The organism is Shimia sp. (assembly GCF_039969785.1).
Lineage (GTDB): Bacteria > Pseudomonadota > Alphaproteobacteria > Rhodobacterales > Rhodobacteraceae > Shimia.
Genome location: NZ_JBDVNC010000017.1, coordinates 81115 through 104094 on the forward strand (window position 1 = coordinate 81115; position 22980 = coordinate 104094).

Consider the following 22980-nt stretch of genomic DNA (forward strand, 5'->3'; position numbering starts at 1 on the left):
TAGTTCACCTCAAGATGTTTAGTTACTAAAGTTGTTCAATGCTATCAGCGTCCCCAACAGGGCGAAAACAGCTTGCGCAGGCTTCACCGCCGACTCAGTAGAAAGCACCAAATCCCTGGGATTCACATCAAAGTTTCGGGCAGCAAACAACCCATCAGCCGTTGTTAGATTAAACTCGAAAACAACCCACTGAGATTTTGGCCCGCCGCCGTTCAGCTTTATGTCGGACTGCTGATACTGCCGCAAAATCAACAACCCCTGAGGGTTTGCGCGTGCGTCCTGCAGACCACCAAGCAAAGATACAGCTTCCATTGCTGAGATGTCTTCTTGATGGAAATACACAAGTTCTTCTTTTTCGGTGGCGCCGACCGCGACGAAGTAACGCTGTTCCTCAACGACGATAATCTGATCGCCGCCTCTCAGAATTACATTTTTCTTTGGGTCTTCGAACAAGCTGTTCGCCGGAATGTCGTACCGTTTCTCATTGCGGATAAGGCGTACCACAGGATTCAGAACAGAATCGTGAATACCCCCGGCTTTGGCAAGTGCGGATAAAATCGAGACATCCCGACCGGTCAATGTGATCGGTCCCGGCTTACTTACACCAGATACCACATCCACGGAATTCTTTGTTCCGGGCAAAACCTCAATCTGAACCTGCGCCGACGGTGCAATCGGTGCCAGTTTTTGCTGAATGACTTCGCGCGCCTGAGACGCGGTAAGCCCGCCAACCAAAATGCTGTCAACATATGGAACAAAGACCGCACCAGATGCCGATACCGGCGTCGGTTGAACTTGAACAAAACGTTGTTCCGGCCCAAGCAGCAAAGAGTTCTCCTGATTGTCCCACACTGTCAGAACGATCTGGTCTCCGGCCCTTATCAAATTGGAGCTGGGACCGACATCACGATTAAACCAGTGGTAATGCCCATCCCATCCTGTTTCAGGCCAAGTTGACAGCTGACCTACCGAAGCGCGTGTCACTTCTTCAACGGACACATCCTCTGGCAGGACGTTTGGCCCGATAACTTCGCCCTTAACCGCTGCACCGCGAGGAAGGCTGCAGGCAGTCAGCACGACGCAGCCGACGACTGCTAAAAGTAGTCCAAAATTGCGCCCCATCAACACTGCCTTCAAGTTCTTTGGCCACTTCATAACGTTATACAGACGCTCAAAACAGCAAAATGTTGTGTACTCATGCACGTTTTAGAAACTGTGTCCTACAATAACAACATCCCGTTATCTTGCTGTCATGTTTTTCGCAATATGTTGCTGGCGAACGTCGGCAAGAAAATGGGGATCACGGCTCTTGCCTCGGCACTCAACAGCAAATTTCCGCCGTCGGTAACCGACCCAGGTCGATTAAGAGTTGAACATCTAGGAATGCTGGAAATTCAGTGCTATAAGGGCGCCGAGTGGTATTTCTTTCATCCTTAGAACAAAAAGAATACAGGCAAAAAAATTTTAGCTCTGGCGCTTTTAAGCCGGGAAAAAAGGCCATGTTTTATAAACTTATCACCTCAATGACGCGCGCTCAAAAAGGCCATGTTTTGATGGCCCTTGACCTGTTCTGGTTGATCGCAGCTTTTGCTTTGGCGCAAATAGTGCTGACCAACGGGGGCGTGTCGATTTCCGAACTCTGGTCGTCAATGTGGTATCTTTTGTTTTTTGTACCGCTCGCCGCCACCGTCATCCATATGTTCGGATTACACCGGATTAAGCTAAACGCTTATGGAATGGATGACATTGCGAGCACAATCACTATGGCTGGCATGTTCGGGCTCGTCGGGTTGTTCATGACGCTTGTCAGCGGGCCGAAATCCAGCGTCGATGCCCCGACATTGGTTGTGTTCTGTCTGTTGTTTTCAGTCATGTCCGTTTACGGGCGCATTTTGCTCCGAAAAGTCGTTCTGCGAATTTACTCAAGCGAAAAAAAGCGCAAACGTGTGCTGATCTACGGGGCCGGCCAAACCGGGCAACAATTGGCGGCCGCACTTCAGACCGACGATGAGTTCGAAGCTGCCTGCTTTGTGGATGACAATCCGGCGCTGCAAAAACTCTCTGTCGCCGGAATGCGAGTGCATCCTCCAGAAAGCATTCCCATGCTTGTAAAACGCGTCGGGATTGAACGTATTATTCTTGCGATGCCCTCGGTCGAACAATCCGTGCGAATCCATCTTGCCAAAAGGCTAAGTACGCTGAATTGCGAAGTTCTGGCATTGCCGTCATTCGCAGACATGGTGTTGCGGGGAGAAGAGGCGCCGCGCATTGCCCCCGTTGAATTGTCCAGCCTACTTGGCCGCGACGCGCTTGAATCGGATTTGCCAGCTGCCAGCAGCGCTTACCAAAATCGTCGGATTCTTGTCACTGGAGGCGGCGGCTCGATTGGGTCTGAATTGTGCCGGCAGATTATCGGGTGTAACCCGTCTGAACTGGTGGTCATGGATCACAGTGAATTTGCGCTCTACAAAGTCGTTAAAGAGCTTGAAGGAATTTCGGCCGGTATAAAGGTCGTGCCTGTTTTAGGGTCAGTTACGCAGCCCGAACTCGTGCGTGATACTCTGATCACGCACCAGATTGACGTCGTGTTTCATGCAGCCGCCTACAAACATGTGAATCTGGTTGAAACGAATTGCTTCGAAGGGTTCAGAAACAATGTTCTGGGAACCCGCGTTGTAGCCGAAGAAGCCATCCGTGCAGGCGCCTCTCGGTTTATTCTTGTGTCCACTGACAAGGCCGTACGTCCCACGTCAATGATGGGCTCGACAAAACGAATGGCCGAACTGGTAGTTCAGGACCTCGCCACCCGCAGCCAGACAACCAAGCTTTCAATGGTTCGGTTTGGCAACGTTTTGGGTTCGTCAGGCTCTGTCATTCCATTGTTCGAAGAGCAAATCCGAAATAGTGGCCCTGTGACAGTTACGGATCCCGAAGTCACTCGTTATTTCATGACCCGTTCCGAAGCAGTTCGGCTGGTTCTGCTGGCAGGAAGTTTTTCGCGCGGCGGCGACGTGTTCGTGCTGGACATGGGCAAGCCTGTGTCGATCCTTTCAGTGGCCCGACAGATGATCCAGGCCTCTGGATTCTCGGTGCGCGACGAAACCAATCCGAACGGCGACATCCCAATCCTTTTCACCGGACTTCAGCCGGGTGAAAAGATGCACGAAGAATTGCTGATTGGCAGCGACATGTTGACGACACCGCATCCCAAGATTCTGCGGGCTCAGGAAAAGTACTGGTCTGAACTGGAAATCGCCAACGCATTGCAAGACCTACGCAAATCCATAGATAGCCGGGATTCGGAGCTTTTGCGTGCGACCGTGCTTCGCTGGGTGGAATCCGCAGATTCCGAGTCAGAGATACTGACCGTTGTCGGCGAAAGCTGATCAGGCCCCGTAGTAGTCTCGATACCAGTCGACAAATTTGCCAACGCCAGTCGCAACTGGCGTAACCGGGCGCTGATCTGTTAATTCCTGCAACAAATCAGCCGAAGCCCACGTTGCCGGAACATCGCCCGGCTGCATCGGCAAAAAATTCTTCTCTGCCTTCTTGCCGATTGCTTGTTCAATCGCCTCAACAAACGCCATCAGCGGAACAGAGTTCCCATTGCCGATATTCACCGCACGCCAAGGCGCGACTTCGCTCAGACTGTCAATCTCGCTGGGTGTGTCACGGATTGCCGGCCCTGACGGTACGGCCTCAATCAACGCCACAATCCCATCCACCAGATCGTCGATATAGGTAAAGTCGCGACGCATGTCGCCGTGGTTGTAAATATCGATCGCTTGGCCAGCCAAAATCGCCTTGGTAAATTTAAACAACGCCATATCGGGTCGACCCCACGGACCATAAACCGTGAAAAACCGAAACATCGTAGTCGGCAGGTTGTAAAGATGTGCATAGGAATGGGCCATCGCCTCATTCGCCTTTTTGGTCGCGGCATAAAACGACATCTGCATGTCCACCTTATGCGTTTCCGCATAAGGCATCTCTGTATTCGCCCCATAGACAGAACTGGTCGACGCCAGCAACATATGCTGCGGCGGATAGGCCCGTGCCGCCTCTAACAAGTCAAATGTGCCGATCAGGTTCGCCTCAACATAAGACCTCGGCTCATCGATCGAGTACCGTACTCCGGCCTGCGCCGCCAAATGAATAACCACATCCGGGCGATGCTCTTCAAACAGACGCATCAACAGCCCCGGCTCTTCCAAACGTCCGATCACGGCCTGAAAACCAGCGTTTTGCAACAGGATCGAATGACGACGCTCTTTCAGAGCCACATCATAATAGTCGGTCATCGCATCCAGACCGATCACTTTCCATCCGTCCTTCAACAAACGACGCGCCGTGTGAAAGCCGATAAACCCAGCGGTTCCCGTAACAAGAGCGGTACGTTGTGTCATGGCGATGTCCTCAAACCGAAATTACCTGCTACTCATCTGACAGCAGACGCTGATCCGCAACCCGTAGCGTCTCCAGTTTCAGTCGTTTTGCAAAGCGGGTCAGCCGGAACAGTTTCTGATCACGATCGGATCGACCAAACAGACCGCCGGTTTGCTCCCAATATCCGGCATCGTCAAACCTGACACGATGAAAAAGCGCGGTGGCGCTAAACAGGAAAACTGACGGCACAATCCCTTGCCCAATCAGCGATTCCGCCTGTGATCGAACAGATTTACGTTGCCATCGCCGGCCGGCTACAACCTTGGCGACATGGGCATTCCCGGGCATCTGCTTAAACCCGTCGGCTGATCGAACAATTGCCGCAAGCGACCCGAAACTACGGTTTTGACCCTCGGAATACCCCTTGGACAGGCGCCGTAGGATACGCCGCACGTCACCCGGTAACGCGTCACCCCGAACCATATGCTTAAGCATTCTCTTGCGTTGTGCCGCGCGAAAGCCTTTCCACACCGATGTAATCTGCGTCTCTGGACAGTGCTTGCGCAGGAATACCGCCAGACTGGCGCCGATCTCGAACAGGTCGCGTGGCACGCGTGCATTGGTACGCTGTTTGTTTTCCAGATACCCGTGGTGTACTTCGGCCAGAGGGACAATGGCCGTCGCCAAACCACGCGCGGCCAATCGCAGGTTAAGGTCGGTTTCATCCAGATAATAATGAAACGCAGGATCAAACCCGCCCATCTCGGCCAGAATATCGCGCCGGACCGCCATATTTGTACCTTCGGTTTTGATCGCGCGCCCTTCGTTTGGGTGCAGAACGACGGGTCGGCGGGAGTCAATTGTAATAGGCTCCGTCGCCGCAGTCCGGTCAACGCTCTGCGCCGCCCATTGCATCGAAATACCGTTGCGACCGCGCACAAATCCACCGGCCGCAGCAACTTCGGCATCCGCAAACGGAGCAATCAGGTGAAACAGCCACCCGGTTTCCGGTACAGCATCATCATCGATAAAGGCCACAATTTCGCCTGCCGCCTGTGCAATCCCACGGTTGCGGGCGGCTGAAATATTGGCGTCGTGATACGGAACGGTCTTGATCTGATCTCCAAAGGGTAACGCTGCAACCGCCTCTAACCCTTCTGTATCCGTGACGACAATCACTTCAAACGCTTCATAGGCCAGCTGCGAAACCCCGGTCAGACACCGTTTCAGCGCCGCCGGACGTCCCCGACTGACCACCACAACGCTGACCGGGTGTGATGTCACGGCGTTCCCATCTCAGCCATCATCGCCTCGATCCGGGGCACGTCTTCGGGATTGTTCAGTTCCCAGAACTGACGCCCGCGCGCCTCAACTTCCACGCACAAAACCTGCCGTCCATGCTCCATGAACCGCAGTTGCTCCAGGCCTTCCAGTTTTTCTAGAGGGCCGGGCTTCCACCGTGGATATGCGCCCAGCGCGGCGGGGCGATACGCATAGACACCCACATGGTGAAACACCGGCGTCGCCGCATCATTGGAATAGGTTTCAGACGTGTAGGGAATCACTTCTTTTGAAAAGTAGAGCGCGTGGCAATCTTTGGTGAAAACCGCCGTCGTGCCGCCGACGCGCCCCGCCTTGCGATCTTCAATAAACCCGTTCAACGCCCGTCCGTCACAACGCAATACAGGTGTCGCCACCTCGGCCATCGCGTCATTGCGCAAGCCCGTTACCAGATCCTCGATGAACCAGGCGGGGGTCAAGGGGGCGTCACCTTGCAGATTGACCACAATATCAAACCCGCCCCCGAGATTATCAAATGCCTCAGCACAGCGTTCCGTCCCGTTAAAACAGGACGACGAGGTCATCACCACTTCGGCGCCAAACCCCTCTGCGGCGGCCCGTATTCGATCATCATCCGTCGCCACGACCACACGGTCAACACTTTGCACCTCAATCGCGGCTTCCCACGACCGTTGTACCAGACTTTTTGAAATCCCGGTTGCGCCTTTGAGTTCAGCCAAAGGTTTGCCGGGATACCGGCTGGATTGGTAGCGCGCAGGAATGACGATCAGAACGGACATCAGGCCTCCTTAAGGCTCACACCCGGAGCATAAGCGATAAAATAAGGGTTGGCGAAATCCTCTTTGCCATAGGTCAGCGTTGTGTGGTCATCAAACCGCACCACCTGTCCGCCCGCACCCAGCAACACGGCATGCCCTGCGGCTGTGTCCCACTCCATCGTGCGGCCAACGCGCGGATAGATGTCAGCTTCGCCAGTCGCAACAAGGCAGAATTTAAGCGACGAACCAGCGCTTTTGAAATCCGCGACGTCATATTTGGCGATATAGTCCTTGGTTTCATCCGTCAGGTGCGATTTCGACGCAACGACCAGCAATGCCGCATTGTCGGAATTGGCCACCTTCATTGGCGTAACATCGCCGACGGTGTCCGGATCAAACGCACCGGTTTCTTCAACCGCCTGCCCATCGGCCTGCGTGAAAAACATCCGGTTCTTTGCCGGTGCATACACAACGCCGCGCTGCGGAACGCCATTTTCGACATAAGCAATATTGACCGTAAAATCGCCGCGCCGATGTACGAACTCTTTGGTACCATCCAAAGGATCGACAATCAGGAATGTGTCGCCCTTTGCAGTATGGCTCTCGGACTGTTCCTCTGTGACCAGCATCACATCGGGGAAAGCGGCACGAAGACCGGCCGAAATCAATACATCCGCCGCTTCGTCGGCTGCCGTCACAGGGCTGTCATCGGATTTGACCTTCACGTCAAAATCATCGGAGTTATAAATATCCATTATCACCGCTCCGGCCTCGATGGCCAGCTTGCGAATGACCGGGATCAACTGGTCATAGTCCAAATCTCTTCTCCTTTAAGGGCTTTGGTTGAATTGCATCGATTTGCCCCTTATGCTTGCATGGTAAGGGATCATCAAGAATTCCCTGACATAACTGCGACAATCCGCGGACGGCAGAGGCGATGTTTCAACAATCGGTCCCCAGAACGACGATTCAGTCGGCAGTCAACATTGCCGAACTGGTATATCATTCCATCGTCAGAAACGTGCGCAAGTCGCACGGCAATGCGATTTTGTCGATCCTTATCAACATGCTTCAGGCGTTCATATTTGTGATCGCCTTTTACGTGATGTTCACCGTTCTTGGATTGCGCAGTGCGGCACTGCGTGGCGATTTTTTGATCTATCTGATGTCTGGCATCTTTCTGTTTCTGACTCACACCAAAACTCTTGGTGCTGTCGTTGGATCCGAGGGCCCAAGCTCTCCGATGATGAAACACGCGCCAATGAACACAATTATCTCGATTATCTCTGCTGCGCTGGGCACGCTTTATATTCAGGTGTTGTCGCTATTTGCCATTCTGTTCATCTATCACGCCGCCGTAACGCCGATCGAAATTGACGATCCAATTGGCGCGTTTGGCATGTTGTTGCTGGCGTGGTTTGCCGGAATCGGCATTGGTATGGTGTTGCTCGCTTTGAAACCGTGGTTCCCAACCTTTGTCAGCATTGCCAGCACCGTGTATCAGCGCGCAAACATGATCGCGTCGGGCAAGATGTTCGTGGCCAACACCTTGCCAACGTTCATGCTCAATATGTTTGATTGGAACCCGTTGTTTCACTGTATTGATCAGGCGCGCGGATATGCTTTCATCAATTACTACCCCCGTAACAGCACGATCACATACCCACTCGTTGTCGCTACGATATTGTTAATGCTTGGATTGATGGGCGAATTCTACACGCGCAAACATGTCTCGGTCAGCTGGGGCGCTCGGCGGTGATCCGATTCCTTTCTCTCCTTTTTGTGCTCTGCGCGTCGATTGGGCGGGCCGACTCTTTTCCGGCGCTGTTTGATGTGACTGGCGTGGCTTCAGACGATGTTCTGAATGTTCGCTCCGACGCCTCCGGCGCTTCGGACATTATCGGCACTTTGTCCCATCAACAGGCCGACGTCGAAATCATTGCAATCAATGACACCGGTACATGGGGTCAGGTGAATGCAGGTGAACGGTCTGGCTGGGTATCCATGCGATTTCTAAAGCGTCAGATTGATAATCCCGACTACCTTTTGGCGCGCGGGTTCGCCTGCTTTGGAACAGAACCCTTCTGGTCGCTCGACGTCACTCAGGGGCAACAGGCACAATTCTCTGAAATGGCAGAGCCTGACACACAGCATCCCGCGGGCCTGATGTTCAGATCCCACAATCATCCCGGCCGATATGCTATCCGGTTCGCCGAAAGCTCAGCTGTTCTGAGCCAGGAAGCATGCAATGACGGCATGTCCGACAGGGACTATGGGCTGGCCGTCGATGTTCTCTATCATAATGAAGGTGAGACGGCGTTGCTCTCGGGCTGCTGCTCTTTGACCTCGTACTAGGATTGCGCGCCGTCGGCATCGACCACACGCAATGTCAGATTGATCCGCCCTGCATCTGGTAACAGGCGCGACGACCCAAACCGTATGCGATCAACCCCGTGATAGGCCAACCGCGCCGCGCCGCCCATCACCACAACGTCGCCAGATCGCAACCAGACCGAGTCTGTCTTTCCGCCCCGCTCGGTTCCGCCCATGCGAAACAGGCCTTCATCCCCTAACGACACCGACACCACCGGCCATTGGAAATTTCCTTCATCCTTATCCTGATGAAGCCCCATCCGCGCGCCCTCTCCGTAATAATTGATCAAACAACAGTCAGGGTCACGGTCCAGCCTGGTCACATCGCGCCAAAGTCGCAGCACCTGATCAGGGATTGACGGCCATTTTGACCCATCGCTTTGCGTTGGTTCATATCGATACCCTTGCTGATCTGAAATCCATCCAACCCGGCCCGCGCTGGTCATCCGGACGCTCATGGGTTTGCCCCATCTTGTTACCGGTGCACGCATTGGCGCCTGCCTGACGACATCCCGTAATGCATCGATCAACGCCACCTGCGCGTCCGATGCCAAATACGTCTGAAACAGCGCGAATCCCCGAATGTTTAACGATGTGTTCATGGCTTAACGCCCCTCAATGACAAATGCGGGCAAAAATGGTGGAATTTACAACCAAACCCGGCGTTCAGACGCTTGCACGGGCATTTTGACCTCCCTATATACCCTCCGAAGCGTAGCGGCTTGCAAGGGCTGCTGCTAAGTGGATCGGGCACGGATGCCATAACGGGTCCGGACCTGATGAAATCGCCTTAATTTAGAAGGGATCGAAAATGAGCAAAGTAATCGGTATCGACCTCGGTACAACAAACTCTTGCGTTGCCATCATGGATGGTTCGCAACCAAAAGTGATCGAAAACGCGGAAGGTGCCCGCACCACCCCGTCAATCGTCGCTTTCACAGATGACGAGCGCCTTGTAGGCCAGCCGGCAAAACGCCAGGCCGTCACCAACCCGGAAAACACCGTTTTCGGCGTTAAACGTCTGATTGGTCGTCGGTTCGACGATTCCGATCTGGCCAAAGACAAAAAGAACATGCCTTTCTCCGTGATCAACGGCGGCAATGGCGATGCTTGGGTCGAAGCCAGAGACGAGAAATACAGCCCGTCGCAAATTTCGGCCTTCATTCTCGGCAAGATGAAAGAAACCGCTGAAAGCTATCTAGGCGAAGACGTCACGCAAGCCGTGATTACCGTTCCTGCATACTTTAACGACGCGCAGCGTCAGGCCACCAAAGACGCTGGCAAGATTGCTGGCCTCGAAGTGCTGCGGATCATCAACGAGCCAACAGCTGCCGCGCTGGCCTATGGTCTGGACAAAGAAGAAACCCACACCATCGCCGTTTATGACCTTGGCGGCGGTACGTTCGACGTGACCATTCTGGAAATCGACGACGGCCTGTTCGAAGTGAAGTCGACAAACGGCGACACATTCCTGGGCGGTGAAGACTTTGACATGCGCATCGTCAACTACTTGGCGGGCGAGTTCAAAAAAGAACACAACGTTGATCTGACCAAAGACAAAATGGCACTGCAGCGCCTCAAGGAAGCTGCCGAAAAAGCCAAAATCGAATTGTCGAGCGCGTCACAGACCGAAATCAACCAGCCGTTCATCTCGATGGACCCATCTTCGGGTACACCGCTGCACATGGTCATCAAACTGACCCGTGCCAAGCTGGAATCGCTGGTCAGCGACCTCGTCAAAGCATCGCTCAAGCCATGTCAGGCTGCGTTGAAAGACGCTGGCATGTCCGCAAGTGAGATTGACGAAGTGGTTCTGGTTGGTGGTATGACCCGCATGCCGCGCGTCATTCAGGAAGTGACCAAGTTCTTCGGTAAAGAGCCCCACAAAGGCGTTAACCCGGACGAAGTTGTTGCCATGGGCGCCGCCATTCAGGCTGGTGTTCTTCAGGGCGACGTCAAAGACGTGGTTCTGCTGGACGTGACTCCGCTGTCGCTGGGCATCGAAACTCTGGGTGGCGTTTTCACCCGCCTGATCGATCGCAACACCACGATCCCGACCAAAAAATCGCAAATCTTCTCGACTGCAGAAGACAACCAGAACGCCGTGACCATCCGCTGTTTCCAGGGTGAACGTGAAATGGCTGCCGACAACAAAATCCTCGGCCAGTTCAACCTCGAAGACATCCCGCCTGCCCCCCGCGGCATGCCACAGATCGAAGTGACCTTTGACATCGACGCCAACGGCATCGTGTCGGTTGGCGCTTTGGACAAAGGCACCGGCAAAGAGCAGAAGATCACCATTCAGGCATCGGGTGGTCTGTCGGATGACGACATCGAAAAGATGGTCAAAGACGCCGAAGAGAACGCCGAGTCGGACAAAGAACGCCGCGAGCTGATCGAAGCCCGTAACCAGGCTGAATCGCTGATCCACTCGACTGAAAAGTCCGTGGAAGAGCATTCCGACAAGGTCGACCCGACCACTGTCGAAGCCATCGAGCTGGCCATCGCAGCTCTGAAAGACGACCTCGAAAAAGAGGACGCCGCTGCTGACAAGATCAAATCTGGCATTCAGAACGTGACCGAAGCGGCCATGAAGCTGGGTGAAGCGATCTACAAGTCCAGCCAGGCAGAGGCCGGTGACGAGCCTACCGCTGCGGATGCCGGTCCAAGCGAAGACGACATCGTCGATGCCGATTTCGAAGATCTGGACGGCGACAAGCGCTAATGGCGCATCATCGGAACTGAAAATGGGGCCGGTCCGATTGCCGGGTCGGCCCTTTTCAGTCCGTGCCACAGGAGTAACCCATGGCAAAACGTGACTTCTACGAGGTGCTTGGCGTCAGCAAAGGGGCTTCCGCGGACGAAATTAAAAAAGGCTTTCGCAAAAAAGCCAAAGAACTGCACCCCGACCGCAACGCTGACAACCCCGATGCAGAAAGCCAGTTCAAAGAGGCCAACGAAGCCTATGAAATTCTGAAGGACGCCGAGAAAAAGGCGGCCTATGACCGCTTTGGTCATCAGGCCTTCGAAGGCGGCATGGGCGGCGGTCCACGCGGTGGCCACCCCGGTGGTCAGGGCGACTTTGCCAGTGCCTTTTCTGACGTGTTCGACGATCTTTTTGGCGACTTCATGGGCCAGCGCGGCGGCGGTGGACGTCAACGCGCGGCGCGTGGCGCTGACCTGCGTTACAACCTGCGTGTGTCGCTGGAAGACGCGTTTTCCGGCATGCAGAAAACCATCAATGTGCCAACCTCCATTCAGTGCGAAAAATGCACCGGCTCGGGTGCCGAAGGCGGCGCCGAGCCAACCACATGCCCCACATGTTCGGGTATGGGCAAAGTGCGCGCGCAACAGGGTTTCTTTACCGTAGAACGCACCTGTCCGACCTGTTCAGGGCTGGGTCAGATCATCAAAAACCCATGTAATGGGTGTGGCGGTCAGGGCCGTGTCGAAAAAGACCGCGCGCTGTCGGTCAATATCCCCGCTGGCGTTGAAACCGGCACACGTATCCGGCTGGCTGGCGAAGGCGAGGCGGGCATGCGTGGTGGGCCCACCGGCGATCTCTATATCTTTATAGAAGTTGCGCCGCACAAGATTTTCGAACGAGAAGGTCCAAACCTCTTTTGCCGCGTGCCTGTCTCTATGACCAACGCAGCTTTGGGTGGCGACATCGAAGTGCCCACAATTGACGGTGGTCGCAGCCGGGTCAAAATCCCATCCGGGTCTCAGTCGGGCCGCCAGATGCGCCTGCGCAGCAAGGGCATGCCCGCCCTGCGCGGTGGTGGTGCTGGCGACATGATGATCGAACTGGCAGTTGAAACGCCGGTGAACCTGACCTCTCGCCAAAAAGAATTGCTGCGCGAATTCGAAGATCTTTCAGAAGAGAATAACCCCGAAAGCAGCACATTCTTCAGATCGGTCAAGAATTTTTGGGACAGCATGAAGGGCTGAAACAGACCCGTTTCAGTGACTTTCTGAACGGACTTACAGAAACGAAAAAGGCGCGCCACAACGGCGCGCCTTTTTTGCGTTTATTATGATGGGTACTAGTCCAGAACGGGCGCCAGCATATACATCGCCTGCAATGCAATGCCGGGTGTCAGGCTGGGAATTGCCTCTTTCAGCACCTGCTGCATTTCGCCAGTCGAATACAAATTCGACAAAGCCCGGTCTACAACCAGACGAAATTCGGAATCGCCACGTGCCATTGCAAGACCCTGCTTCTCGACGGTCAGGATATCAGTCGACATCTTAAACTCGGCTGCCTTTTCGCTGTTGGAATAAAGCCCAACCAGAATGGATTGATCGGCAAAATACGCGTCGATCTCTCCTGCTTCCATCGCCTTCATACCGGCGTCATGCTCAACAAAACGCACGACCTCGGCCACCACGGCGGCCCCTGTCAGCGAATTCACCAACGCAGTTTCCGTGGTCGTGTCACGGCGCACGCCAAGCTTTTTGCCTGCCAGATCCGAGAACTGTTCCGCTGCGTCTTTACGCAGCAAAAGCGACGTACCATCAACAAAGGTCGGGATCGAAAAATCTACCAACGCGCGACGTTCAAGGGTGATCGTCGCGGCACCGCAATGCAAGTCAACTTCGCCACTTGCAACTTTTTCAAACCGGTTGGCGGCATCAACCGGAACAAATTGAACATCCAGATTTTCAAGCTTCAGGTGATTGGTGATCGCCTGCGCCACTTTTACGCAAAGAAGCGGTGTATAGCCCGCAGGCTCACCAGAGTCGAACCGGTAAGACATCGGTGCGGCATCCACCCGATACCCCAGATTAAGCGTTTGCGTCTCTTTGATGCGCTCAAGGGTCTGCGCAGTCGCAGGGGCTGTAAAAGCCGCCATCGCGAGAAGGGATAATAAAATGGTCCGCATGAGAAAATCCTGTCCAAGTGTTTTGGTATTGTGTTCTGGAGTTGGGCCAAAGTTTCCCACCAATGCCGGGTGCCCACAAGCCCCTACTCAACGTTAACGCGCTTTTGCGCTCATCCACCACACCGACGCGATACCGACATAATACCGACGGTGGGCCGACGCTTGATCTGGCGTTAACGTTTTCTCGGGTTAACGTTTCTTTCACCATGATCCGGCACGCTTTCGAATATGTCGGATAATCAGTCATTTTCGGAAATGCCCCTGCCCTTGTTTGATCAGGACGAAGCCCCCGTGACGCCACTGCCAACCGGCAAGCTTCCCTCGTATATTGCCGATCACCGCAAACGTCTGCGCGAACGTTTCCTGTCCGGTGGTGCCTTGGCAATGCCCGATTACGAACTGTTGGAACTGGTTTTATTTCGCGCCATTCCCCGGCGGGACGTAAAACCGCTTGCGCATAACTTGTTGGAAACATTCGGGGATTTCAACGGCATCATGTCTGCTCCTGTGGCACGCCTGCGCGAAGTGAGCGGCGTCGGAGACGCTGTGATTGTCGAATTGAAAATTATCGAAGCATCGGCCCACCGGCTCGCCCGGTCCAGAGTGATGCAGCGGCAGGTGCTGTCAGGTTGGGATGCGCTGCTGGACTATTGCCATACCACCATGGCGCATCGTGACATCGAACAATTCCGGGTTTTGTATCTGGATACCAAAAACACTCTGATCGCCGACGAAGAGCAGGCACAAGGCACAGTCAACCACGTCCCGGTCTACCCGCGTGAGGTCGCAAAACGCGCTCTGGAATTGAATGCCAGTGCCTTGATTTTAGTGCATAATCACCCATCCGGTGACCCCACCCCGTCGGAGTCTGACATCAGCATGACACAGCAGATTCAAATGGCCGTACAAGCGTTGGGGCTGACCCTTCACGACCACCTTATCATTGGAAAATCCCGGGAATTGAGCTTTCGGTCAGAAGGTTTGCTTTAAGTTCACCGCACCCAAATCTCGACGCGCCGGTTGACCTGACGCCCCCACGAGCTGTCGTCACACGCCATTGGCATTGCCTCACCAAAGGCCACAACTTCCAGATTCAAACGCTCAAGGTTCGCCGTCTCCGCCGCCGAAATCACAGCATCCCTGACAACCGCGGCACGCTTTGAGGCAATGTTTCGGTTGGCTGTTGCTGGACCTTCCCCGTCAGAGAACCCCACAAAAACAAGCCGCCTCGCATCGTAAATGCCCGCTTCCAACGCTCGTGCGAGCTGCTGAACGTTGGAACGTGACTGAGCGTCCAGGCTGGTTGATCCTGTCTGAAATCGAAAAGACGTGGTCAATCGATTTAAGTCTGACAAGAAGGTTGTCATGCGCTGCAGTTCATCCAGCGGCACTTCTGAACCCGCCGATGAAATTGCATTGGCAAACCTGTCACCTTGCAAATTGATCGGAACCTCCTCAGGCGACTGATCCACAAATCCAGCCCGCCGGATCACAATCTGCGCTGAAGGGCTTCTGGTGTAGGACAGGAAATCCCTTGCCAGTTTTGGTAATCTCCGGGCCGGGAAATACAAAAACATCGGTGCATTCAAAGGATAGTCTTCGGTTTTGATCGTGCGTCGCGACGCAGAGAGCGAAAATCCGCAACTACCTGTTAACATCAGTTTTTTAGTCGCCCCGGTTTCGGCATAGCTGGCGATTCCAATTGAAAACGGGTCCCTTCGTACCGCTGAGATTAACGAGATATTTCGGTCATGGCGCACGATGTCTTCCGAAAATGGCACCCTCGCGCGTGCCATAAGCTGGTCTTCAACCGCCTGCGCCAACCCGGATCTCGGATCAATCAAATGTGTGGTTATTGGCGCATTGGGCCCGCCAAATTCCTGCCAGTTGGTGATTTTTCCCGAAAAGACACGCGCCAGCTGTTCGAGTGAAATCGAAGTCACAGGATTGCTTGCGGACACCACTGGCACCATGCCGTCCAGCGCAAGAACCCGGCTGCGATTTGCCTCTGTCATGTCGCCCAATCCGGCTTCAAAACCCAACTGGGCCTCGCGCGGACGTATCTCACGCAAGGACATGGCAATGTCGGCCTCATCGGCCAAAAGATCTGCGAATCCTTCGTCAGAATTGCTGGCATGGAACCGAAACCTGGCCCGCTTCTCACCTGTGTCAATGGCGATAAGGTGATATTCAAATCGGGTAACCGTGTCACCAATACGTTCGACGGAATACCCTTCTCTAAGCGCAAATGCCTCAAGCAGGGCTGGCATGAGCAGCTCTGCCATTGTCGATGATCCTGATACAGAAATATCGGCGACATAATTTAGCAGGTTAGGGCAACCCGGCCCCTCACACTGAACGCCTGTGCCGTCGACGGTAAGTTCGCCATACACCGTATCGACACGGTAAAGCTCGCCGTCAAAACCAAGCAATGTGCCGGTGATTTCCACAGCGCCATCATGAGACGTCAGCGTCACATCCTGTGCGACAGCAGAAAATCCGTTCAAAAAAAGGAATAGTGCGGCGATAATCGCCGCACGAAATTGAAACATGTCTGTTCCTGACTTGCAGACTTTAATTCTGCGCGATTGTCAGGTCTTGGAGAAGGTTTTTCAACACCAGAAATTCACCTGCGGCGTCACAACCGGGCATTTCGAGGTTTAGATCGTGAACAACTGGCACTTTTCCGATCTGAACTTCAATCGACTGTGCTTCAATCCGCTTGCCACAGTTTCCCGCGTCAATTTCCGCCTCGACGGTTACGTCTACGGAACCTATGTTTTTGGTCGTTCCGGTCGGGAATGTGTAGACTTCGGCTTTATAGGCCTCGGGTACCGAAGTGTCGCCCATTCGGGTATGAAACCCACCGGCTCCTCCGGAAACAGCCGTCACGCTGCGCGGGGAACCGCTCCAGACATGGCCTTCGCTACCATAAGCCGCTCCGAACTCCCGCGCGTGCAGTTGCATTCCGCCCTCGCCCTTCCATTGAACAACGGCGCGGTCGTAAAATGACAAGGTATCCACTCGGATTGATACAATTGCGCCATCGCCATTTGGAAAAGCCGCCGCAAACAAGGCGTTCTCGGCCAAAGCAGGCACTTTGAGTTTCAATGTACTGTCTTGCCCAACCACTTGCGTAAAACGCATGCCTTCATGGTGAAACGTTACCCGCTCCCCTGACTGGCATGGTGCGTGCAACACAAGCTCGACCATTGCGGCTGCAGCCGGGCTGGCCAACAGCTCACTTTTGCATCCCAGCGCGGGCGCAGTCTCTTCCTGAGGCAAAAGGCCGACCGGCGCGTCTTTTGAAACGACAAGAACGACAGGCAGTTCCGGCAGGTTTGCATGGGTCACGTTCTCCTGAGGCATAGACGGCAGCACTTTGGCCGATCCTGCCTGAGGCTTAACCTTAGAACCCGGGAGGCTGACATTTTCCGCCGCGACAGAATTCAACAAATTCGACGTTTTTGGCAAAACCGGGGCCTGGCTGGCCTCACTGCTTTGCATAAAGAATCCGATGGATATAGCGACCGAGAATGTTGCTCCGGCCAGAGCATATCTTCGGTACACGTTTTTAACATTTGACATTCCGCGCTCCAAACCAATCGCTGCCCCTCGGAATGTGGTTTCCCATTAAAAAAGGGCGCTCATATGGCGCCCTTTTGCTCATTCTCTGGCTCTTGATCTTAGCTCAAGCGGCCATGACAATGCTTGAACTTCTTGCCGGAACCACATGGGCAATTCTCATTTCGCCCCGGATTTCCCCATGTGGAAGGGTCATTTTCGTCAAAGCCGGCAACCGCTTCATCCTGAGCTTCCTGTGGTTGAGCGGCTGCAGGTCTTGCGCCTGCATCCTTGAGCATTTCCTGTTGCTGCGCCATCTCAAGAGCCAGACGTTGCTGTTCTTCGTCGGTCATCGGGCGGATACGTGAGAGTGTCGTTGTGACCTCTTCGCGCAAGCTGTCGAGCATGTGTTCAAACAACTGGAAAGATTCATTCTTGTATTCGTTCAGCGGATCACGCTGTGCGTAACCACGGAAACCAACGACAGACCGAAGATGTTCCAGCATGAGCAAATGTTCGCGCCACTTGCTGTCGATTGTCTGCAACAAAACCTGCTTTTCAACCATGCGCATGGCCTCGGGTCCGAAGCCAACGGCCTTTTTGGCCATCATTTCGTCGCTCGCCTTTTCAAGACGTTCCCGGATATCTTCGTCGTCGACACCTTCTTCATCGGCCCATTCAATGACCGCCACATCAAGGCCCAGCTTTTCTATACACGAAGCATAAAGCCCTTCTGTGTCCCACTGGTCTGCATATGACTTGGGTGGCATGTGCTGATCGATCAAATCTGCAATCACATCATGGCGCATGTCCTGGGCGATTTCAGAAAGATCTTCGGCATCCATGATTTCGCGGCGCTGGTTAAAGATCACCTTGCGCTGATCATTCATCACGTCATCGAATTTCAACAACTGTTTACGAATGTCAAAGTTGCGCCCTTCGACTTTGGCCTGTGCACGTTCCAGAGACTTGTTAACCCAAGGGTGAACAATTGCTTCGCCTTCTTTCATGCCCAGCGTCGAGAGAACTTTGTCCAAACGCTCGGATCCGAAAATGCGCATCAAATCGTCTTCAAGGCTCAGGAAGAACGAAGAGCGACCCGGATCACCCTGACGACCTGAACGGCCACGCAGCTGATTATCGATCCGGCGGCTTTCGTGACGCTCTGTGGCCAGAACAAACAGACCACCTGCTTTGATCACGGCTTGCTCGTCGCCCTTATGATCGGTTTCGATCTGTGTGCGAATAGCTTCATGGTCGCCGTCTGGATTTGCGGCAATCGCTTCCAGAATCTTAAACTCGACATTACCGCCCAGTTTAATATCGGTTCCGCGACCCGCCATGTTGGTGGCAATTGTAACGGCAGCCAATTTTCCGGCATCGGCAACAATCTGGGCCTCTTGCTCGTGCTGACGCGCGTTCAGAACATTGTGTTTGATGCCCGCAGTCGTAAGCAGCTCACTCAGAAACTCGGATTTGTCGATCGACGTTGTACCAACCAGAATTGGTTGACCTTTGGCGTTGGCCTCTTTGATCGTCTCAACAACTGCTTCGAATTTCTCGCGGCCGGTACGATAGACAGCATCGTCATCGTCAACACGCGCAATCGGACGGTTGGTTGGAACTTCCACAACGCCCAGCCCGTAAATTTCGGCAAATTCGTCAGCTTCGGTTGCGGCGGTTCCGGTCATTCCGGCCAGTTTGTCATAAAGGCGGAAGTAATTCTGGAATGTGACCTGCGCCAATGTCACGTTTTCAGGCTGAATGTCACAGCCTTCCTTGGCTTCGATGGCCTGATGAAGCCCATCAGAAAGACGACGTCCGGCCATCATCCGTCCGGTAAATTCGTCAATCAGAACGACCTGAGAATCGCGCACGATATAGTCTTTGTCCCGCGTGAACAGCTTGTGCGCGCGCAGGCCCTGGTTCACGTGGTGCACAATCGTCGTGCTTTCAGGATCGTAAAGCGTTTGTCCCTCTGGCAACAAATCGCGTGCGCGCAGATGCTCTTCGAGGAATTCATTACCTTCATCGGTGAAGGTGACGTTCCGGGTTTTTTCGTCCAGCGAGAAATGCTCGTCCGACAGGTCCGGAATCAGTTTGTCGATAGCGACATACAATTCAGAACGGTCCTGAGCGGGGCCAGAGATAATCAAAGGCGTCCGGGCTTCGTCGATCAGAATACTGTCGACTTCATCAACAATGGCATAAAAATGCTCGCGCTGAGACATCTCGCGCAAGTCGCTTTTCATGTTGTCGCGCAAATAGTCAAAGCCCAGCTCGTTGTTGGTCGCATATGTCACGTCACAGGCATAGGCCGCGCGCTTTTCGCCATCGGGCTGTTGTGGATAGACAACCCCGGTGGTCATGCCCAAAGCAGCAAACACATTTCCCATCCAGTCGGCATCGCGACGAGCGAGGTAATCGTTTACGGTGACAACGTGCACACCTTTGCCCATCAACGCGTTCAGATAAGCCGGGAACGTCGCAACGAGCGTTTTTCCTTCACCCGTCTTCATTTCCGAAATGTTGCCCTGATGCAGGAATATGCCGCCCATCAGCTGGACTTCAAAAGCATGCAGGCCAAGGGCGCGCCGCGCAGCCTCTCGGCAGTTAGCAAATGCTTCTGGAAGCAGGCCATCGAGACTTTCGCCACCTTTGGCGCGCTCAGAAAGCTCTGCCGTTTTTGCTTTGATCTCTTCGTCCGAAAGTTTCTCAAATTCGGGCTCAAGCGCCGTGATCTTGGCCACGATAGGGCGCGTTGCCTTTACCATTCGGTCGTTCGGCGTTCCGAATACCTTTTTGGCAAGTTTTCCCATTCCGAGCATATGACATTGTCCTTCGTTGACGCTTGTGTGAGAGGCAGTTGCTTGCCGACCCGACGCCCTGCTCCTACAAACGAACAAACAGGCGGTTTGCCTCAGCCTCAAAGCGATGTAAGGGGCGTCAGTAACAGTGTCAACGCCGCCAGACCGCGCGGCCTAAGCCAAGGACCAAACGATGTCGAAACACCTCAAATTATTGCGCGCGGTAGCCGTGTCCATGCTTATTGCTTCGCCATCGCTGGCAGAAGACGCACCTGACATCTCGACAGTCGTCGCTGACGTCAATGGTCAGGCGATCACACTTGGCGAAATGATCGCGGTTCGGGCGGCGCTTCCGGAACAATATCAGTCATTGTCGCCCGACGTGCTATTCCAGGGCATTCTGGACCAGCTGATTCAACAAACAGCTCTTTCACAAGAGTTGGACGGTGTTGTGCCACAACGGGTGGAAATTGCCCTGAAGAACGAACGCCGGTCTTTGTTGGCTGCCGAAGTTCTTCAGGAGGTGATTGTAGAGAAATCACCCACTGATTCAGACATTCAGGCCGCATATGACGCGCAATTCGCGGATTTCGAAGGCGCTCCTGAATTTAACGCATCCCATATTTTGGTGGAAACCGAAGAAGAAGCGAATGCTGTTAAAGAAAGCCTGGCAGCCGGTGCAGACTTTACCGAGACCGCCATGGAAAAATCAACAGGCCCATCCGGACCTTCCGGGGGATCACTTGGTTGGTTTGGACAAGGGCAAATGGTGAAGCCCTTTGAAGATGCAGTAATGACCCTTGCTGTTGGTGCCGTTTCAGAACCTGTTCAGACACAATTCGGATGGCACCTGATCATCCTGAATGACAAGCGCAAACAACAGGCACCGTCATTTGAGGAAGTCAAAGATCAGATTTTTTCCGACCTGCAAACAAAAGCCGTTGACGAATATGTTACTGAGCTAACCAGCAAAGCGACAATCGACCGAAGCGGTTCAGAGCAATTTGATGCCGACATAATTCAACGCAGCGACCTGCTTGCTCCAGAAAACGCTAAGGACTGACACATGGCAAAGATCCAGCACATCTCGCCTCTCGCCCCCGAAAAATTTCCCGAGTTGCCAGTCATCAGAGGCGTTGAATTTGCCGCTGTTGAGGCCGGGGTAAAATATCAGGGACGCAAAGACGTGATGCTGGCCCGATTGGCATCGGGAACAGCCCTAGCCGGTGTTTTTACAAAATCATCGACCCGGGCTGCACCCGTGTTGGACTGCCAATCGAAAATCGGTTTGGACAGTGATGACGGTGCCGCAATTATCGTGAATGCCGGGAATGCAAATGCCTTCACTGGGAAAAACGGGACCGACGCAACTTATGCTGTCACAAGCGCGGTTGCGGACTGTCTTGATCTACCGGAATCGCGGGTGTTTTCGTCGTCAACCGGAGTGATCGGTGAGCCACTGCAGCACTCTCGCATCACGTCAAAACTGCTGGAATTGAAAGAAAACCTTTCCGACGCTGCTATTCAGGACGCCGCCGACGGCATCCGAACAACGGACACCTTCGCCAAGGGCGCTGGGATCGAAATTAGTCTCGACGGACAAATCGTTCGGATTGCCGGAATTGCAAAAGGGTCCGGCATGATCGCTCCAGACATGGCGACGATGCTGGTGTATATATTTACCGACGCCAGGGTTGATCGAGACGTCCTGCAATCCATGCTGTCGGAATTGACAGAAACTACATTCAACAGCATCACCGTCGATAGCGATACGTCCACATCTGATACATTACTGTTGGCAGCCACTGGCGCGTCTGAGGTCGAAGTTGGCGCAGAGTCAGCTGCATTCCGTGACGCATTGCATGGTGTCATGCTTGATCTGGCGCATCAGGTCGTTCGGGACGGCGAAGGCGCGACCAAATTTTTGGAAATCGAAGTGACAGGTGCAGCGTCACAAGAAGATGCGAAAACCCATGCACTTGCGATTGCCAATTCTCCCTTGGTTAAAACGGCTGTTGCGGGCGAAGATCCGAATTGGGGGCGCGTTGTGATGGCCATCGGTAAAAGCGGAGCCCCAGCTGACCGGGATCGGTTAGCCATTAGATTTGGCGACATACTTGTTGCAGAAAATGGCTGGGTCTCGCCAGATTATCACGAAGATGACGGCGCGTCCTATATGCAAAACCAAGACCTGAAAATTTCGATTGATCTTGGCTTGGGCAAATCACAGTCGACGGTGTGGACCTGCGATTTGACACATGGCTACATTACGATCAACGCGGACTACCGTTCATGAAAACGGTTCTGGTGTCTGCCGTCGTTCTTGTTGACGTTGACGGTAGAGTTCTTTTGGCACAGCGCCCTCAGGGAAAATCTATGGCCGGGTTGTGGGAATTTCCCGGCGGAAAAGTCGAGGCTGGCGAAACCCCGGAGGATGCATTAATTCGCGAACTGGAGGAAGAGCTTGGTATCAATACTTGGGAAAGCTGCCTTGCTCCGTTAACGTTTGCATCGCACAAATATGACGATTTCCATCTGCTGATGCCACTCTTTATCTGCCGAAAATGGGAAGGTACTCCGACTCCAATCGAGGGGCAAAAATTGCGATGGTCGAAGCCTGAAAACCTTCGAGAATTCAAGATGCCCCCCGCAGATATTCCGCTTGTCCCTATAATTAGGGACTGGGTTTAGAAAATTAGACTATATTTTGTGCGATTATGCTACATTTAGTGGGTTTTTGGGGGAAAATTAAACTTTTAGAAACGAAAATTTATACTAATCTAGAATTACTGCGGCATCGATAATGTTGAAGCAGAACTAACACCGACTATATCCACACTGTCAAACAACTGGGGAATTTTGACATGCTTAGGACTATCACGGTGGGCAGCAGTGTTTCCATCC

19 protein-coding genes are annotated in these 22980 nt (G+C 53.6%); 9 read left to right on the forward strand and 10 right to left on the reverse strand.

Annotation, left to right across the window (positions count from 1 at the left end; genetic code table 11):
* Positions 1-18 precede the first annotated feature (18 nt).
* Positions 19-1077, reverse strand: a complete 1059-nt coding sequence (locus tag ABJI08_RS08555) for a polysaccharide biosynthesis/export family protein (protein WP_348401406.1) — start codon at positions 1075-1077, stop codon at positions 19-21.
* A 422-nt stretch (positions 1078-1499) separates the two neighbouring features.
* On the opposite strand from ABJI08_RS08555, the gene ABJI08_RS08560 reads away from it, so the two are divergent.
* Positions 1500-3386 carry a nucleoside-diphosphate sugar epimerase/dehydratase gene (locus ABJI08_RS08560; RefSeq protein WP_348401407.1) on the forward strand — a complete coding sequence of 629 codons (1887 nt, stop codon included), beginning with the start codon at positions 1500-1502 and terminating at the stop codon, positions 3384-3386.
* On the opposite strand, the gene ABJI08_RS08565 is transcribed toward ABJI08_RS08560, so the two are convergent.
* The 4 genes from ABJI08_RS08565 to cysQ are packed head-to-tail and all read right to left on the reverse strand — an operon-like array spanning position 3387 to position 7264.
* A complete protein-coding gene (locus ABJI08_RS08565) occupies positions 3387-4406 on the reverse strand; it encodes an NAD-dependent epimerase/dehydratase family protein (protein ID WP_348401408.1) in 1020 nt (339 codons plus the stop codon).
* Positions 4407-4434: 28 nt separating this feature from the next.
* Positions 4435-5670: a glycosyltransferase gene (locus ABJI08_RS08570; RefSeq protein WP_348401409.1), complete on the reverse strand. Its 1236-nt coding sequence runs from the start codon at positions 5668-5670 to the stop codon at positions 4435-4437.
* Positions 5667-6467, reverse strand: coding sequence for a manno-octulosonate cytidylyltransferase (locus tag ABJI08_RS08575; protein ID WP_348401410.1), 801 nt, complete (start codon positions 6465-6467; stop codon positions 5667-5669). Before ABJI08_RS08575 ends, ABJI08_RS08570 begins: the two co-directional genes overlap by 4 nt.
* Positions 6467-7264 (reverse strand): 3'(2'),5'-bisphosphate nucleotidase CysQ, encoded by a 798-nt coding sequence (gene cysQ / locus ABJI08_RS08580; RefSeq protein ID WP_348401411.1) that lies wholly within the window; start codon positions 7262-7264, stop codon positions 6467-6469. Before cysQ ends, ABJI08_RS08575 begins: the two co-directional genes overlap by 1 nt.
* A 119-nt stretch (positions 7265-7383) precedes the next feature.
* On the opposite strand from cysQ, the gene ABJI08_RS08585 reads away from it, so the two are divergent.
* Both ABJI08_RS08585 and ABJI08_RS08590 read left to right on the forward strand, forming a co-directional pair.
* The gene (locus ABJI08_RS08585) at positions 7384-8205 is read left to right on the forward strand and encodes an ABC transporter permease (RefSeq protein WP_348401412.1); all 822 of its coding nucleotides are present in this window, start codon (positions 7384-7386) and stop codon (positions 8203-8205) included.
* Positions 8202-8801, forward strand: a complete 600-nt coding sequence (locus tag ABJI08_RS08590; RefSeq protein WP_348401413.1) for an SH3 domain-containing protein — start codon at positions 8202-8204, stop codon at positions 8799-8801. Before ABJI08_RS08585 ends, ABJI08_RS08590 begins: the two co-directional genes overlap by 4 nt.
* On the opposite strand, the gene ABJI08_RS08595 is transcribed toward ABJI08_RS08590, so the two are convergent.
* Positions 8798-9421, reverse strand: coding sequence for an alpha-ketoglutarate-dependent dioxygenase AlkB (locus ABJI08_RS08595; protein WP_348401414.1), 624 nt, complete (start codon positions 9419-9421; stop codon positions 8798-8800). The genes ABJI08_RS08590 and ABJI08_RS08595 overlap by 4 nt on opposite strands.
* 209 nt (positions 9422-9630) lie before the next feature.
* On the opposite strand from ABJI08_RS08595, the gene dnaK reads away from it, so the two are divergent.
* Both dnaK and dnaJ read left to right on the forward strand, forming a co-directional pair.
* A complete protein-coding gene (gene dnaK / locus ABJI08_RS08600) occupies positions 9631-11544 on the forward strand; it encodes a molecular chaperone DnaK (protein WP_348401415.1) in 1914 nt (637 codons plus the stop codon).
* Positions 11545-11624: 80 nt separating this feature from the next.
* Complete coding sequence (gene dnaJ, locus ABJI08_RS08605) at positions 11625-12770, forward strand: molecular chaperone DnaJ (RefSeq protein WP_348401416.1); 1146 nt, start codon at positions 11625-11627, stop codon at positions 12768-12770.
* Positions 12771-12865: 95 nt separating this feature from the next.
* Here dnaJ and ABJI08_RS08610 read toward each other — a convergent pair whose 3' ends face one another.
* Complete coding sequence (locus ABJI08_RS08610; RefSeq protein ID WP_348401417.1) at positions 12866-13705, reverse strand: amino acid ABC transporter substrate-binding protein; 840 nt, start codon at positions 13703-13705, stop codon at positions 12866-12868.
* A gap of 228 nt (positions 13706-13933) precedes the next feature.
* Between ABJI08_RS08610 and radC the strand changes: the two genes are divergently transcribed.
* Positions 13934-14695 carry a DNA repair protein RadC gene (gene radC, locus ABJI08_RS08615; RefSeq protein ID WP_348401418.1) on the forward strand — a complete coding sequence of 254 codons (762 nt, stop codon included), beginning with the start codon at positions 13934-13936 and terminating at the stop codon, positions 14693-14695.
* Positions 14696-14697: 2 nt separating this feature from the next.
* On the opposite strand, the gene ABJI08_RS08620 is transcribed toward radC, so the two are convergent.
* From ABJI08_RS08620 to secA, 3 genes are all read right to left on the reverse strand, one after another.
* Positions 14698-16257 carry a phosphate ABC transporter substrate-binding/OmpA family protein gene (locus tag ABJI08_RS08620; protein WP_348401419.1) on the reverse strand — a complete coding sequence of 520 codons (1560 nt, stop codon included), beginning with the start codon at positions 16255-16257 and terminating at the stop codon, positions 14698-14700.
* Between the two features lie 22 nt (positions 16258-16279).
* Complete coding sequence (locus tag ABJI08_RS08625; RefSeq protein WP_348401420.1) at positions 16280-17293, reverse strand: hypothetical protein; 1014 nt, start codon at positions 17291-17293, stop codon at positions 16280-16282.
* Between the two features lie 98 nt (positions 17294-17391).
* Complete coding sequence (gene secA, locus ABJI08_RS08630; RefSeq protein WP_348401421.1) at positions 17392-20097, reverse strand: preprotein translocase subunit SecA; 2706 nt, start codon at positions 20095-20097, stop codon at positions 17392-17394.
* Positions 20098-20269: 172 nt separating this feature from the next.
* Between secA and ABJI08_RS08635 the strand changes: the two genes are divergently transcribed.
* Genes ABJI08_RS08635 through mutT form a run of 3 tightly spaced genes read left to right on the forward strand, consistent with a single transcriptional unit; the run spans position 20270 to position 22767 of the window.
* Positions 20270-21139 (forward strand): peptidylprolyl isomerase, encoded by an 870-nt coding sequence (locus ABJI08_RS08635; protein WP_348401422.1) that lies wholly within the window; start codon positions 20270-20272, stop codon positions 21137-21139.
* Positions 21140-21142: 3 nt separating this feature from the next.
* On the forward strand, positions 21143-22372 hold the full coding sequence (gene argJ, locus ABJI08_RS08640; RefSeq protein WP_348401423.1) for a bifunctional glutamate N-acetyltransferase/amino-acid acetyltransferase ArgJ: 1230 nt from the start codon (positions 21143-21145) through the stop codon (positions 22370-22372).
* Entirely contained in the window at positions 22369-22767 is a 399-nt protein-coding gene (mutT, locus tag ABJI08_RS08645; RefSeq protein WP_348401424.1) for an 8-oxo-dGTP diphosphatase MutT, read from the forward strand. Before argJ ends, mutT begins: the two co-directional genes overlap by 4 nt.
* Positions 22768-22980 lie beyond the last annotated feature (213 nt).

What these genes read in the sequence shown, in the direction of transcription:
- ABJI08_RS08585 (WP_348401412.1), top strand. Translation starts at nt 7,384, where the DNA reads ATGTTTCAACAATCGGTCCCCAGAACGACGATTCAGTCGGCAGTCAAC.
- ABJI08_RS08565 (WP_348401408.1), bottom strand. Translation starts at nt 4,406, where the DNA reads ATGACACAACGTACCGCTCTTGTTACGGGAACCGCTGGGTTTATCGGC.
- ABJI08_RS08625 (WP_348401420.1), bottom strand. Translation starts at nt 17,293, where the DNA reads ATGTCAAATGTTAAAAACGTGTACCGAAGATATGCTCTGGCCGGAGCA.
- mutT (WP_348401424.1), top strand. Translation starts at nt 22,369, where the DNA reads ATGAAAACGGTTCTGGTGTCTGCCGTCGTTCTTGTTGACGTTGACGGT.
- ABJI08_RS08560 (WP_348401407.1), top strand. Translation starts at nt 1,500, where the DNA reads ATGTTTTATAAACTTATCACCTCAATGACGCGCGCTCAAAAAGGCCAT.
- dnaJ (WP_348401416.1), top strand. Translation starts at nt 11,625, where the DNA reads ATGGCAAAACGTGACTTCTACGAGGTGCTTGGCGTCAGCAAAGGGGCT.
- dnaK (WP_348401415.1), top strand. Translation starts at nt 9,631, where the DNA reads ATGAGCAAAGTAATCGGTATCGACCTCGGTACAACAAACTCTTGCGTT.
- ABJI08_RS08610 (WP_348401417.1), bottom strand. Translation starts at nt 13,705, where the DNA reads ATGCGGACCATTTTATTATCCCTTCTCGCGATGGCGGCTTTTACAGCC.
- ABJI08_RS08635 (WP_348401422.1), top strand. Translation starts at nt 20,270, where the DNA reads ATGTCGAAACACCTCAAATTATTGCGCGCGGTAGCCGTGTCCATGCTT.
- secA (WP_348401421.1), bottom strand. Translation starts at nt 20,097, where the DNA reads ATGCTCGGAATGGGAAAACTTGCCAAAAAGGTATTCGGAACGCCGAAC.
- argJ (WP_348401423.1), top strand. Translation starts at nt 21,143, where the DNA reads ATGGCAAAGATCCAGCACATCTCGCCTCTCGCCCCCGAAAAATTTCCC.
- ABJI08_RS08575 (WP_348401410.1), bottom strand. Translation starts at nt 6,467, where the DNA reads ATGTCCGTTCTGATCGTCATTCCTGCGCGCTACCAATCCAGCCGGTAT.
- ABJI08_RS08595 (WP_348401414.1), bottom strand. Translation starts at nt 9,421, where the DNA reads ATGAACACATCGTTAAACATTCGGGGATTCGCGCTGTTTCAGACGTAT.
- radC (WP_348401418.1), top strand. Translation starts at nt 13,934, where the DNA reads ATGTCGGATAATCAGTCATTTTCGGAAATGCCCCTGCCCTTGTTTGAT.
- ABJI08_RS08620 (WP_348401419.1), bottom strand. Translation starts at nt 16,257, where the DNA reads ATGTTTCAATTTCGTGCGGCGATTATCGCCGCACTATTCCTTTTTTTG.